The sequence below is a fragment of the Streptomyces sp. NPDC044044 genome, assembly GCF_056434405.1.
This window is the reverse complement of record NZ_JBWKFG010000009.1, coordinates 109,569-122,967: the sequence shown is the minus strand read 5'-3', so window position 1 is coordinate 122,967 and position 13,399 is coordinate 109,569. Positions and strand designations below refer to the sequence as shown.

12 protein-coding genes are annotated in these 13,399 nt (G+C 71.2%); 8 read left to right on the top strand and 4 right to left on the bottom strand.

What is annotated here, in order from left to right:
• Positions 1 to 2 precede the first annotated feature (2 nt).
• The 3 genes from AC07AG_RS31285 to AC07AG_RS31275 form a co-directional block, all read right to left on the bottom strand.
• Positions 3 to 269, bottom strand: coding sequence for a hypothetical protein (locus tag AC07AG_RS31285; RefSeq protein WP_160504136.1), 267 nt, complete (start codon positions 267 to 269; stop codon positions 3 to 5).
• 116 nt (positions 270 to 385) lie between these two features.
• On the bottom strand, positions 386 to 1,306 hold the full coding sequence (locus tag AC07AG_RS31280; RefSeq protein WP_478759498.1) for an anti-sigma factor: 921 nt from the start codon (positions 1,304 to 1,306) through the stop codon (positions 386 to 388).
• Positions 1,307 to 1,314: 8 nt separating this feature from the next.
• Positions 1,315 to 1,941, bottom strand: a complete 627-nt coding sequence (locus tag AC07AG_RS31275; RefSeq protein ID WP_478759937.1) for a sigma-70 family RNA polymerase sigma factor — start codon at positions 1,939 to 1,941, stop codon at positions 1,315 to 1,317.
• Positions 1,942 to 2,070: 129 nt separating this feature from the next.
• Between AC07AG_RS31275 and AC07AG_RS31270 the strand changes: the two genes are divergently transcribed.
• From AC07AG_RS31270 to AC07AG_RS31255, 4 genes are all read left to right on the top strand, one after another.
• Positions 2,071 to 3,648 (top strand): DUF4331 domain-containing protein, encoded by a 1,578-nt coding sequence (locus AC07AG_RS31270; protein WP_478759497.1) that lies wholly within the window; start codon positions 2,071 to 2,073, stop codon positions 3,646 to 3,648.
• Between the two features lie 178 nt (positions 3,649 to 3,826).
• Positions 3,827 to 5,152: a tetratricopeptide repeat protein gene (locus tag AC07AG_RS31265; RefSeq protein ID WP_478759496.1), complete on the top strand. Its 1,326-nt coding sequence runs from the start codon at positions 3,827 to 3,829 to the stop codon at positions 5,150 to 5,152.
• A 326-nt stretch (positions 5,153 to 5,478) separates the two neighbouring features.
• On the top strand, positions 5,479 to 6,834 hold the full coding sequence (locus tag AC07AG_RS31260) for a nickel transporter (protein WP_478759495.1): 1,356 nt from the start codon (positions 5,479 to 5,481) through the stop codon (positions 6,832 to 6,834).
• 110 nt (positions 6,835 to 6,944) lie between these two features.
• Entirely contained in the window at positions 6,945 to 8,582 is a 1,638-nt protein-coding gene (locus tag AC07AG_RS31255; RefSeq protein ID WP_478759935.1) for a serine/threonine-protein kinase, read from the top strand.
• On the opposite strand, the gene AC07AG_RS31250 is transcribed toward AC07AG_RS31255, so the two are convergent.
• On the bottom strand, positions 8,549 to 9,373 hold the full coding sequence (locus AC07AG_RS31250; RefSeq protein WP_478759494.1) for an SGNH/GDSL hydrolase family protein: 825 nt from the start codon (positions 9,371 to 9,373) through the stop codon (positions 8,549 to 8,551). The two genes, AC07AG_RS31255 and AC07AG_RS31250, sit on opposite strands and share 34 nt — an antisense overlap.
• A gap of 234 nt (positions 9,374 to 9,607) precedes the next feature.
• Between AC07AG_RS31250 and AC07AG_RS31245 the strand changes: the two genes are divergently transcribed.
• From AC07AG_RS31245 to AC07AG_RS31230, 4 genes are all read left to right on the top strand, one after another.
• Positions 9,608 to 10,039, top strand: coding sequence for a hypothetical protein (locus AC07AG_RS31245; protein WP_478759493.1), 432 nt, complete (start codon positions 9,608 to 9,610; stop codon positions 10,037 to 10,039).
• A gap of 1 nt (position 10,040) precedes the next feature.
• Positions 10,041 to 11,141, top strand: coding sequence for a GNAT family N-acetyltransferase (locus AC07AG_RS31240; RefSeq protein ID WP_478759492.1), 1,101 nt, complete (start codon positions 10,041 to 10,043; stop codon positions 11,139 to 11,141).
• Between the two features lie 380 nt (positions 11,142 to 11,521).
• Positions 11,522 to 12,355, top strand: coding sequence for a glycosyltransferase family 2 protein (locus AC07AG_RS31235; protein WP_478759491.1), 834 nt, complete (start codon positions 11,522 to 11,524; stop codon positions 12,353 to 12,355).
• The gene (locus tag AC07AG_RS31230; RefSeq protein WP_478759490.1) at positions 12,352 to 13,386 is read left to right on the top strand and encodes a glycosyltransferase family 2 protein; all 1,035 of its coding nucleotides are present in this window, start codon (positions 12,352 to 12,354) and stop codon (positions 13,384 to 13,386) included. Before AC07AG_RS31235 ends, AC07AG_RS31230 begins: the two co-directional genes overlap by 4 nt.
• Positions 13,387 to 13,399: the final 13 nt, after the last annotated feature.

Genomic DNA, 13,399 nt, shown 5'->3' with positions numbered 1-13,399 from the left:
GGTCAGCGACCCCCAAAGAGCGACCGCCGCAGCCTGCGCAAGGGAGCGAAGAGGGAGACCCTCCGCACACGTGCACCTCGGCCACTGTGGTCATGCGCACCCCGTGAGGTCAGCTCACGCATCAGCAGCGTCGCCTCCGCCGTCTCACGCTGCGGAACGGCGGGACCGCCCAGCACTGCGAGATGGCGGTCGAGACGCGAGCTGGTCGCGCTGCTCCCGCAGGTGATCGCAGGGACACGCGCCCTGCTGCGCACCGTTATCTGTTCCATGTCACTCCCCACCCGTACGAGGGCACCCGGCCCAGGGCAGGTTAACCCTATCGCCCCGTCCCGACACCCGTGTATCCCGGTCACAGGATTCACCTACCCAGTAAGGAGGTTGACGATTACTCTCCGAATCCAACTGATTCCAGGGCGAGTTGGACAAGAGGGGCGGAAGTGGGCCTCTCTGAGCCTCCATCGGGTTCGGTGGTCACGGCCAGTGACCTCGCGGACGCACCCAGACCCACGGCGATCACGGGCGTTTCGCCGTCGAGCGGGCCCAGGGAACGGGGCGCCGAGGCGGCCCGCATCACCCACAGTTGGTGCACCCGGCCCCGGGGCGGCGCCCCGAGCCCTGTGACGGTCACCACGGCGCGCCGCCTGGACTCCGACGCGACGACGTTGATGCCGCGCCCCCGCGCGTCCCTCTCCACGCTCGCGCGGGCGTCCGGAGCGGCAAGGACGTGGGCGATCTCACGTGCATCGGCGCGCTCGCGGTCGATCCGGCCTTCGGCACGGACCAGCTGGAGGGCGAGGATCGCGGACGCGGCCAGCGCGAGTGCGAGCGCGAGCGACGCGAGCGCGGTGAAGGCTCCGACGGGGACACCTGAGGGAACGACTGGAACACCTGAGGGAACAAGAAGCGCGCGGGCGCGCGGGGGCGCGCTCGAAGTGACGGGCGCCCGCGGGGGCGGCTCCTGCTCCGTCGCGCGTACGGCGGTGAGGACCCGCTCGCGCAGGGCGGGCGGCGCGGGTGTCGCCGCCGCGCCCGCGAGGCGTACGGCGCCCTCCCTCATCTCCCTGGTCTCCGCCCGGCAGGGCGCGCAGCGGACCAGATGCCGCTCGAAGCGGCGCAGTTCGCGAGGGTCGAGGGCGTCCAGGGAGTAGGGGACGGCCAGGGAGTGGACGGCCCGGCGAAGGCGCGGGCTCCGGGCGGTGGGAGCAGGCGCGAGCGCGGGCGCGGGCGTGTCAGGGTGCCGCCGTACGCCCCTCCCCGCGTCGCGCCGCATGCAGCGCTCGATGCGGCGCTTGATGCCGCGCTTCATGCCGTGCCTCATGTGGCGGCCCCGAGGCAGTCGCGCAGGCGCAGCAGGCCGTCCCGCATCCGTGTCTTGACGGTGCCGAGCGGGACGGACAGACGTCCGGCCACTTCGCGATACGTATAGCCGTCGTAGTAGGCGAGGGTGACGGCCTGGCGCTGGAGGTCGGTGAGCCTTCTCAGGCAGCGGCGTACCCATTCGCGCTCGAGCCTGCCCTCGACCGCCTCGGCGACCTGGTCGAAGGCGGGCACTTCGCCGCGCTCGGCCACGCGCCGTTCGCGGTCGCTCGCCGCGCGGGCGCTGCGGACCCGGTCCACCGCCCTGCGATGGGCGAGCGTAAGGATCCAGGAGAGGGCGCTGCCGCGCGCCGGGTCGAAGCGGCCCGCCGTCCGCCAGAGTTCGAGCAGCACCTCCTGGACCACTTCCTCGGACTGGGCCTGGTCGCGGAGGACGCGGCGGACCAGTCCGTAGACCGGCCCCGAGACCAGGCCGTACAGCTTCTCGAACGCCGGCTGGTCGCCCTCCGCGACCAGTGGCAGCAGTTCGTCGGGCTCCATGCGGGTCCCCCTCCCCCTCGTCCCGGCCCGGTGGCTCGTCGCCCCACGGGCCGGGCGGCTCTCTCTTGCCTCTCGCCCGGGGATTCGGGCGCGAGGACGTCCCGGATTGGCAACAGGGGCAATCCGTCCGGCCGTTGGCCGCGAATGGGGTGCGTCAGGCGGCTTGCGCGCACTGCGCGCGGGGTCGCGCGAGGAACAGTAAGGACGGACGCGATGACAGCTATCGCCAAGAGCCGAGCGGGGCGTCGCAGCAGGCGCGGCCTCGCCGCGCTCGTGTGTGGCGCGCTGGCCGCCGGGGGGCTCGCAGCCGCCGGCGTGACGGCACTGGAACCGGAGGCGGCCGACGCCTCCAGTCACCGGGAGGCTCCGCTGATCTCGGGGCAGCCTCAGTACGACAACACGGACGTGTACGCGTTCGTGAGCCCGGACAAGCCCGACTCCACGACGATCGTGGCGAACTGGCTGCCCTTCGAGGAGCCCGCGGGCGGTCCCAACTTCTATCCGTGGGCCGACGACGCCCAGTACGACGTCCACATCGACAGCGACGGCGACGCGCAGGGCGATCTGCTCTACCGATGGACGTTCGACACGAAGACCAAGAACGGCGACACGTTCCTCTACAACACCGGGCCGGTGACGAGCCTCGACGATCCCGACCTGAACGTGACGCAGACGTACGACCTGGAGCTGATCAAGCTCAAGGACCAGAAGGTCGTCTCGACCACGAAGATCGCCGACGATGTGCCCGCGGCACCTTCGCACGTCGGCAAGGCGTCCATGCCGAACTACAAGAAGCTGCGCGATCAGGCCGTGCGCCCGGTCAAGGGCGGGGGCTCGACGTTCGCGGGGCAGGCCGACGATCCGTTCTTCCTGGATCTGCGGGTGTTCGACCTGCTGTACGGCGGCGATCTGTCGGAGGTCGGGAACGACACCCTCAAGGGCTACAACGTGAACTCGCTCGCCCTCCAGGTGCCGACCGAGCAGATACGGCAGTCGGAGAAGCAGCCCACCGTCGGCATCTGGTCGACGACGCAGCGCAAGAACGCGAGCGGCAAGTGGACCCAGGTCTCGCGCCTGGGCAATCCGCTGGTCAACGAGGTGGTCGTGCCGCAGAAGGACAAGGACAAGTTCAACGCGTCCTCGCCCTGGAACGACGCGGACTTCCTGAAGTACGTGACCAAGCCCGAGATGCCGAAGCTCCTGGAGAAGATCTACAAGCTGAAGGCGCCCGCCGAGCCGCGCAACGATCTCGTGTCGGTGTTCCTGACGGGCGTGAAGGGTCTCAACCAGCCGCCGGGTGTCAGGCCCGCAGAGGCCCTGCGGCTCAACACGTCCGTCAAGCCCGCGGATTCGCCGAAGCGGCTCGGGGTTCTCGACGGTGACAACGCCGGGTTCCCGAACGGGCGGCGGCTCGCCGATGACGTCGTCGACATCGAACTGCAGGCCGTCGAGGGCGAGCTCACCGGCAACAAGAACGACTTGGGCGACGCGGTGGACGTCAACGACCAGAAGTTCGGCGGGACCTTCCCGTACGTGGCACTGCCCACGTCCGGGTCCCGTGGGCCGCTGGCCAAGGGCTCCGGCTCCGGATCCGGCTCCGACAGCTCGGCTCGCGACGCGCTGAACGGCGGGGCCGTGCCCGGACGTCCGGGGTCCGGGGGCGGCGATGACACCGATGCGGTGCTGGTCGCTTCCGGGGCCGCGGGGGTTGCCGGGGTTCTCCTTGTCGGGCTTGGGCTTGCGTGGTGGCGCAGGCGGGGGGCCACGGGGGGTGGCGGGCTGAGCGGGTGACCGGCTGACCGGCTGACCGGATGGCTGACTCCCCTTCATGACCGGCGCGGCCCGCATTCATCCCCCTGCGGGTCGCGCCCTCTCTGCCTCTCTTTGCTCTCGTCCCCTCGTCTCTCGTCTCTCGTCTCTCGTCTTTTGATCTCTCGTCTCTCGTCCTACTGAAGCTAGGAGTCCAGTGATGGCATTACCTCGTCCTGGCGGTCGGTCCGTGGTGGCGGCGGTCGCTCTCGCGCTCGCGATCACCGGGGGCGCCGTCGTGGCCGGCGGTGCGGACGGGCCTGACCGGCCGTCGTCGTCCGCCGCCGTCGCGCCCGGCGCGCTGCGGGGTGCCGATCTCGATCGCGGCATCGAGGCACTGCAGTCCCATCTGCGGGACCAGCCGAGGGACTTCGGGTCGTGGGCGTCGCTGGGGACCGCCTACGTCGAGCAGGCCCGCACCCGGGGCGACCCGTCGCGGTACCGCGAGGCGGAACGCGCTCTCGACCGGTCCCTGGAGCTTCGGCCCCGCAATGACGCGGGGCTCGCGGGGCGGGCGGCGCTGGCTGCGGCGCGGCACGACTTCGCGGGGGCGCTGCGCCACGCGGAGGCCGCGCTCGAAGTGAACCCCTACAGCGAGGGGGCGCTGGCGTCCCGGATCGATGCGCTGGTCGAGCTCGGGCGGTACGGGGCGGCGGCTCGGGCCGCCGACGAGGCGGACGCGCGGCGGCCCGGGGTGCCGGTGTTCACGCGGTACGCGTATGTGCGGGAGCTCCGGGGCGATGTGGCGGGGGCTCGGCGGGCGCTGTCCCAGGCGGTCGGCTCCGGGGCAGGGCTGGGGTCCGGTGGCGGTGGCGGTGGCGGGGATGTCGCGTACGTGACCACTGCGCTGGGGCAACTCGCCTGGCGGCAGGGCGAGTACGGGGAGGCGTTGAAGCAGTGCGGGAGGGCTTTGCGGGCGGACGCTTCGTATCTTCCGGCGCTGGAGTGCCAGGCCCGTGCGTGGGCCGGGCAGGGCAGGACGGGGCAGGCGATACGGACGCTGCGGGACGTGGTGGCGCGGGCGCCGCTGCCGGGGCCGTTGGTCGCGCTGGGCGAGCTGTACGAGGCGCGCGGCGAGCGGGGTGACGGGGCGAAGGCCCGGGAGCAGTACGCGCTGGTGTCCGCGTGGGTGTCGCTGGCTCGGGCCAACGGGGTGAACGCGGATCTGGACGCGGCGGTCGCGTTGACGGATCACGGGACCCGGGAGGAGCGGAAGGCGGCGTTGCGGGCGGCGCGGGCGGAGTGGGGCAGGCGGCACACGGTCCACACGGCGGATGCGCTGGCCTGGGCCCTGCATACGGCGGGCCGCTCGAAGGAGGCCCTGCCGTATGCGCGCCGGGCCACGGCCACGGGGTTCCGCGAGGCGTCGTTCATGTACCACCGGGGTGTGATCGAGGGGGCTGCGGGTGACGCGGATGAGGCTCGTCGCTGGAAGGCGGCGGCGCGGGATCTGCGGGGTCCGGGGGATCTGGGGGCAGCGTCGTGAGGTCGCCTTCACTCCGTCTGTGGGGGCGGGGCCGCGCCGGTATGTCCGTCCTCGCTATCGTCCGGTGGCCGCGTTGCTGCTTCGCTGCTGGAGCGCCGCGAACCGTGCTCCGGGCGGACATACCGGCACGTCCCCTCAGGTCACGATGGCGCCTGCGAGCCGGTGGGACTTTCACCACGGGGCAATCGGGCGGGTGGGCGGGAAAAGCCTGTTCGTCCGGGGGCGCATGCGGGGTCACGGGCGGGTGGGCGGGAGAGGCCCGTTCGGGCGGCAGGCGCTGCCGGGGGCCCAAGAAGCGCCGCGCCCTCGGCTACGGGGGCGCCCTCATGGCGGCGCTGGCCCTCTCCCTGCTGCTGCCCGCCGCCGAGGCAACCGCCCACCCCCTGGGCAACTTCACCGTCAATCGGTACGACGGGCTCGTGGTGAGCCCTGAGCGCCTTCGGGTCGACCACGTCGAGGACCTCGCCGAGATACCGGCCACTCAGGCCATGCCCCGCATCAAGCGCATAGGGATGGAGCGTTGGGCCAAGGAGCGGTGCGCGGACGCCGCCCGCGGCAGCCGGCTGCGGGTGGACGGGCGGGCGGCGGAGCTCCGCGTGGAGCAGGCTCGGGCGGTCACCCGGGACGGGCAGGCCGGTCTGCCCACCCTCCGCGTGGAGTGCGAGCTCGGCACCCCGCTCCCCCGGGAGGCCGAGCTCGCCGCCCGCTTCGAAGCCGCCGGACAGCCGGGACCCGGGTGGCGCGAAGTCACCGCCCAGGGGGATCGGAAGACCCTGAGCTCCTCAGACGTACCGGCGGCTTCCCTCTCCAAGCGCCTCACCCGCTACCCGGAGCGCCTGCTCGACTCGCCGCCCGGCGAGGAATCCGCCACCCTGCGCATCACCCCCGGCGGCCCCGCCCTGAGCGAGGAGAAGCCGGAAGCGCCGGCCTCCGTGCTGCCGCGCGGCGCGGACCGGTGGACCCAGGCCCTCACCGGCCTCGTGGCCCGCCACGACCTCACCCCCGGCTTCGCCGGACTCGCCCTGGCCAGCGCCCTGTTGCTGGGAGCCCTGCACGCCCTCGCGCCGGGGCACGGCAAGACGCTGATGGCCGCGAGCGCCGCCGCGAGGGGGCGCGCCTCCCTGCGGGACGTCCTCCCCCTCGCCGCCTCCGTGACCGTCACGCACACCCTCGGTGTGACCGCCCTGGGCCTGCTCGTGGCGGGAGGCTCCGCCGCCGCCCCGTCCGTCATCGCCTGGCTGGGAGTGGTCAGCGGCGTCCTCGTCACCGGAGCGGGGGCCCTGCTCCTGCGGAGGGCCTGGCGGCGGCACAGGCATGTGCATCAGCATTCCCATCAGCACCAGCACGCGCCCCCTTCCCTCCGCGGCGCCCTCTTCCTCGGCTTCGCCGGCGGCCTCGTGCCCAGCCCGTCCGCCGTCGTCGTGCTCGTCGGCGCCGCCGCCCTGGGCGAGGCCTGGTTCGGGCTGCTGCTCGTCCTCGCGTACGGCGTGGGGCTCGCCGTCACGCTGACGGCCGCCGGGTTCCTCGTGGTGCGGGTCGGGTCCCTCGCCGGACGGCGGGTCCACGGGCCCCGGTGGCTGCACCGGGCCACGCAGCGCTTCCTGCCGGTCGGTTCCGCCTGTGTCGTGCTCGCCCTCGGGTGTGGATTGGTGTTCAAAGGGGCTGCAACAGCGCTCGGTTGAGATAGTTTTGTGGAGAATCGCACGGCTGCGGATGGGGGACCCCCGTGAGCGACGACGAGCGTGTGATCGCGGGGCGCTACCGCCTCCTTTCGCCTCTGGGCGAGGGCGGCATGGGCACGGTCTGGCGGGCCCGCGACGAAGTCCTCGGCCGCGAGGTCGCGGTCAAAGAAGTGCGCGCCCCCGCCGGGCTCCCGGCCAGTGAGGTCGACCGGCTGTACGCCCGCTTGGAGCGCGAGGCCTGGGCCGCTGCCCGTATCCCGCACCGCAATGTGGTGACGGTCTATGACGTGGCGAGCGAGGACGGGCGGCCGTGGATCGTCATGGAGATCGTGCGGGGGCTCTCGCTGTCCGACGTCCTGGACGCGGAGGGGCCGATGCCCCCGCAGCGCGCCGCCCACATCGGCGCCGAGGTCCTCGCCGCCCTGCGCGCCGCCCACGATGCCGGGGTCCTGCACCGCGACGTCAAGCCCGGCAACGTACTCATCGCGAACGACGGCCGGGTCGTGCTCACCGACTTCGGGATCGCCATGGTGGAGGGGAGTTCGGCCCTCACCATGACCGGTGAGGTGGTGGGCTCCCCCGAGTTCCTCGCCCCGGAGCGGGCGTTGGGGCGCAGGCCGGGACCCGAGTCCGATCTGTGGTCGCTGGGCGTGCTGCTCTACGCGGCCGTCGAGGGCAGTTCGCCCTTCCGGCAGGACACCCCGCTCAGTACGTTGCGCGCGGTCGTCGACGAGGAGTTGCCACCGCCCCGGAACGCGGGGCCGCTGGTCCCTGTCATCGAAGGGCTGCTGCGCAAGGACCCCGCCGCCCGGATCTCCGCCGCCGAGGCCGAGAACCAGCTGCGGCTCGTCGCGGCGGGTGGCACCCCGCGGGTGGAGACCCCCCTCCCGTACATGCCCACCGTCACGTCGCAGCAGCAGCATCAGCAGCCCTCGGCGCCGACTCCGCCGGGCGGGCAGGAGCCTCTCGTCGCCACGACGACCACCACGGATCCGGCACGTTCGCGCCGCTCGGTGCTCGTCTTCGCCGCGGGCCTGGTCGCCCTCGCGCTCGCGCTGGCCGGGCTGACGTACGCCCTGGTCAATCGTGACGACGGCGGCGGGGGTGGCAGTAGCGGCGGCTCGTCCGAGGGCTCAGGGGGCGGTGACAGCGGCGGGAGCGGCGGCGGTGGCTCCGACGGGGGCAAGAGCGGCGGCAACAGCACGACGGGCGGGAGTGACGGCGGAGGGTCGGGCGACGGCGGCGGCAGTGGCGGTGACGGCGGTTCCACCGGCGGTGGCTCCACGGACGGCGGCGGGAACGGCGGAGGGTCGACCACCCACCCGCCTCAGTCCGTGAAGGTCTCGGTCGTCGGCGCGAACACGCAGTACAGCGGCGCCTGCCCGCCCGCCGCCGGGCAGGCCCCTTCGTTCACCGCGACGTTCACCGTGGGGCGGGTCCCGGTGACCGTCGACTACCGCTGGGTGACCAAGTCGGGCGAGCCGAGCGACCCCGGCTGGAAGACGCTCGGCTTCGCCTCCGGCGGCGGCAAGTCCAAGCAGGTGCACCACGCGGAGCCTGTCGACGGCGAGCCCGGCTCGACGTATCAGAACTCGATCAGTGTGGAGGTGCGCAGCCCGGTCGGGGCCACGTCGAACTCCGTCGCGTACTCGGTGACATGCGAGAAGGAGACCCCGACGGGCGGGGCCTCCTCCTATGCGCCGGACTCAGGTGGTCAGGACGCCGCCGCGCTGAACACAGGGAGGTAGCCGCCGGACTGGCCCGCGGCCTTGGGGTGGTAGGACTCGCCGATGTTGGTCCAGTTCACGCTGTGCAGCCATGCGTCGCCCGAGCAGATCTCGTGCCCGGTGAAGGCGGAGGACACGTCGCCGAAGGCGAACCCGTGGTCGGCGGCGCGCTTGGCCGTGGTGGAGTTGAGGAGGTCGGCTGCGCCGTTGATGGCGCTGCGCTCCTTCTCGGAGAGGCCGGCGAGGCAGCCGCCGCCGAGCTTGTAGAAGCGGGGGTAGCCGAGCACCACGACCTGGGCGGCCGGTGCCTTGGCGCTGATCGCCGTGTAGACCTTGTCGAGGTTGCCGGGCAGCGTCGTCTCGACGTAACTGCGCGCCGTCGCGATCCGCGCCAGACAGTTGCTCTCGGACTGCAGGACACAGGTCGTCATGACGTCGGCGAAGCCGGCGTCGTTGCCTCCCACGGAGACGCTGACCAGACCTGTTCCGGAGCCGAGCGGGCCGAGCTGGTTGGCCACGACATCACCCGTACGAGCGCCCGAGCAAGCCGTGAAGTTGAAGCTGGAGGGTGAGTTGGCGGCTGCCCAGAGCGCGGGGTAGGCGCGCGGGGTGCGCTTGCAGTTGCCGCTTCCGCTGTCGTACGCGCCGGCTCCGACACCGGACGAGTAGGAGTCGCCGAGCGCCACATACCCGGTGGCCGCGGCCTGTCGGTCGGATTGCTGGTCCGCTTGTGCCGCTGCGGCCCCGGTGAGGGCGAAGGCGGTGGCGAGGAGGAGTGAGGAAGCGTATGCCGTGATTCGGGACAATCTCATGGAACCTCCCTTAGCAGGATTTCTGCCACGACTGTGGTACCACTCCCCTCAGGTCGCCGGTAGTGTCCATGTCAATGAGTTCGCCTGCAATTCCCTTGCCCGCACAGTGAGTTCCCTTACGGTTCAAGGGCCCGGCGGCGAACATCTCCACACTCCCTCCGCATCTTGACGCGCTGCCGTCGACTGCGCGACATTGAAGCCCGGCATCCGGCGCGTCGGGGGGCAAAGTCGCCAATGCAGACCATCGGGATCAAGGCACCGTCATCAGACACCGGGCGTACGCCCGGGGACCCGTCGAGCCGTCGCGAAGACGCGCTGTTGTTGCTCGCGGGCATGGCTGTGGCGGTGGGCGCGGTCGGCGCGATGCTCGCGCTCACGGACATCGATTCGCCGCTGCGCGCCCCCTTCACCCTGTTCTTCCTCCTGGCCGCCCCCGGCAGCGCGATTGCCGCCGCCCTCAAGGGACTTGACCCATGGGGCCGGATCATTGCTTCCGTTTCCGGGGCCGTGGCGGTCAACCTGTTGGTGGCCCAGGCGATGCTGGCGCTGCACATGTGGTCGGTACGCGGCGGGGTCGCGGCCCTCACCGTGATCGGCTCGCTCATCCATCTGCTGGTACTGGTACGGCGGCTGCGAAGCCGTACCCCGACGAGGCGGACCTCCTGACGTGGACATCACCGTGCACCGCCCCGGAGAACTCACCGCTGCGGACCGGGCGGCCTGGACGGCGCTGCAGTCCAAGGCCCACCTGAACGGCTCGCCCGAGCTGGCCAATCCATTCCTCTCCCCCGAGTTCACCCTTTCGGTGGGCCAATGGCGGCGCGGGGTGCGGATCGCGGTCGTACGCGAGGCCGGTGAGCCCGCGGCGTTCTTCCCGTTCGAGAGATCCATCACCGGCATCGGCCGGGCCATCGGCCTGGGCGTCTCCGACTGCCAGGGCCTGGTGCACCGGCCCGGCTTCACCTGGGACGCGCGGGAGCTGTTGCGGGCCTGCGGGCTCGCGATGTACGAGTTCGACCATCTGGCCGGCGGCCAGCAGCCGTTCGAGGCAGGCGCCTCCGGCTCCTTCGCCTCCCCCGTCATGGACATCGACCAGGGGTACGAGGCATATCTGCGCCAGCTGAAGGTGAAGTCGCCGAAGTTCACCCGCACGACACTCGCCAAGGAGCGCAGGCTCAGCCGCGACCACGGCACCGTTCGCTACGTGCACGACGAGCGCGACCCGGCGGCCCTTCGCACCCTGATGGGGTGGAAGTCGGCCCAGTACCGCAGGACAGGACGCAGCGACCGCTTCGCACACACCTGGATCAGCCAGCTCGTGCGGCAGCTCTTCCACACCAGGTCCGATCAGTTCGCCGGCATCCTCTCCGTGCTGTACGTCGACGACGTGCCGGTCGCCGGGCACTTCGGGCTGCGCTCCGAGCGGGTCTTCGCCCAGTGGTTCCCGGCCTACGACCCGGCGTTCGCCAAATACTCGCCCGGCCTGATCCTGCATCTGCGCATGGCCGAGGCGGCCGCCGCCGACGGCATCGCGTACATGGATCTGGGGCGGGGCCAGAAGCAGTACAAGGACTCCCTGAAGACACGCGAACTCACCGTGTCCGAGGGGTGGGTGGCTCTGCGCCATCCAGCAGCGATCGGACACCGGGCGCGGCGCGCTCCGGTACGGGCCCTGCGCAACACCGTCTTGTCGCGACCGGAATTGTTCGAACCGGCCGACAAGCTGCTGAAACGCATGGGTCAAATTCGATCAAGAAAGAAGGAATAAGGGGGCGGAGCAGGGAACGGGGCACTCCATATGTGTCCACCAAGACCGGCCAAATCATCAAAAGGGTGAGGCCGCGTTCCAGGTCTTGCCATACGGTCTCAATCATCAATACCGTCGTACATCCACCCGCATCGGTCCATCACGCAGTGCGATCTAGGGGAGGGCTCAAGATCGCGGTGGATCCGGCGCGGGGCGCGGTAGGGGGGTGCCGTGCTCGGCGACTGATTTCTTGCCGAGTCACGTCCCGCGCAATGCCAGCTCACCCGGCATGTACGGAGATCTATTTCGTCATGCGCAAGTGAGAACCCCCCTTTCGAACCGGATACATATCCGGACCGCCCGGGGGTGGGCGGTCCACCGGACGAGAGGGATCAGACTCAATGAGTTCTTTTGTGCGCCCGGCGGCAGAGCCGGGCCAAGACCCGTTAAACCAGCCGATGCTGTCCGGGAACTACCGGGCGATTTCCACGCACTTGGCGATCACACCGCCGGTGAGCGTCGTGATTCCCGCGATGAACGAAGCGGAGAATCTTCCCTACGTCTTCAAGACGCTGCCCGACTGGATCCACGAGGTCGTCCTGGTGGACGGCAATTCCACCGATGACACGGTGGCCGTGGCACGCGAGCTGTGGCCGGACGTGAAGGTCGTGAGACAGCTCGGCAAGGGCAAGGGCGACGCCCTGATCACCGGATTCGAGGCGTGCACCGGCGACATCATCGTGATGGTCGACGCGGACGGCTCGGCCGACGGGCACGAGATCGTCAGCTATGTCTCCGCCCTCGTCTCGGGCGCGGACTTCGCCAAGGGATCGCGCTTCGCCAACGGCGGTGCCACGGACGACATGACACCGATCCGCAAGCTCGGCAACCACGTCCTGTGCTCCGTCGTGAACGCCAAGTTCGGCGCCCGCTACACCGACCTGTGCTACGGCTACAACGCCTTCTGGAAGCACTGCCTCGACAAGATCGACCTCGACTGCACCGGCTTCGAGGTGGAGACCCTGATGAACATCCGGGTGGTCAAGGCCGGGCTCAAGGTGCAGGAGATCCCCAGCCACGAGTACCTGCGCATCCACGGCGTCAGCAACCTCAGCGCCGTGCGCGACGGCCTGCGGGTCCTGAAGGTGATCCTCACGGAGCGCTCCAACCGCCGTGGGCAGCGCCGCCGCACACGCAGTGTCCCCTTCCGCACGCGCCAGGGAGAGGTGTCTTGAGCGTTTCCGGACGCCACGGGGGAAGCACGGTCGCGGGCATCTCCGTCGTCATCTGCGTCTACACCGAGGACCGCTGGGAGGACATCCTCGCGGCGGTCGCCTCGGTGCGGGCGCAGTCACTGGCGGCGCTGGAGACGCTTCTCGTGGTGGATCACAACACCTCGCTGCTCGACCGGCTCGCCAAGGAGTACAAGGAGACCGAAGGGGTGCGGGTGCTCGCCAACGCGGGCCCCCGCGGCCTCTCCGCGGGCCGCAACACCGGCATCGCCGCATCCAGCGGCGAGGTCATCGCGTTCCTGGACGACGACGCCGTCGCCGAGCGGGACTGGCTGCACCACTTCGCCGAGGGGTACACCGACCCGACGGTCTTCGCGGTGGGCGGGCGCACCATGCCGATCTGGGAGTCCCGGCGCAGGCCCGCCTGGTTCCCCGAGGAGTTCGACTGGGTCGTCGGCTGTACGTACAAGGGGCTGCCCGAGGGCCGTGTGCGGGTGCGCAACGTCCTGGGCGGCAACGCCTCCTTCCGCCGTACGGCGTTCGAGGCGGCGGGCGGCTTCGCGACCGGCATCGGACGCGACGGCGACAAGCGGCCGCTCGGCTGCGAGGAGACGGAGCTGTGCATCCGGCTCACCCGGGCGCGGCCGGACGCGATCCTGCTCATCGACGACCGCGCGGTGATCCACCACCGTGTCCCCGCGGCGCGGGAGCGCTTCCACTACTTCCGCACGCGGACGTACGCGGAGGGACTCTCCAAGGCCCTCGTGGCCCGGAGCGTCGGCGCCGACAAGGGACTTGAGTCCGAGCGGCGCTATGCCACGCGTGTCCTGCCCGCCGGTGTCGGGCGGGGGCTGCGTGACGCGCTGCTCGCCCGTCCGGGCGGCGCGGGCCGCGCGGGAGCCATCGTGGCGGGCGTGGTGGCGGCGGCCGGGGGGTACGTCCTCGGCAGTGTCCGCGCGCGCAGGGGAGGCGCCACTTTCTCGATCGTGGAGATCGAGAGGGATGCGGACGGTGAGAAGGGGGCTGCCGCATGAGCACGGCACCGAT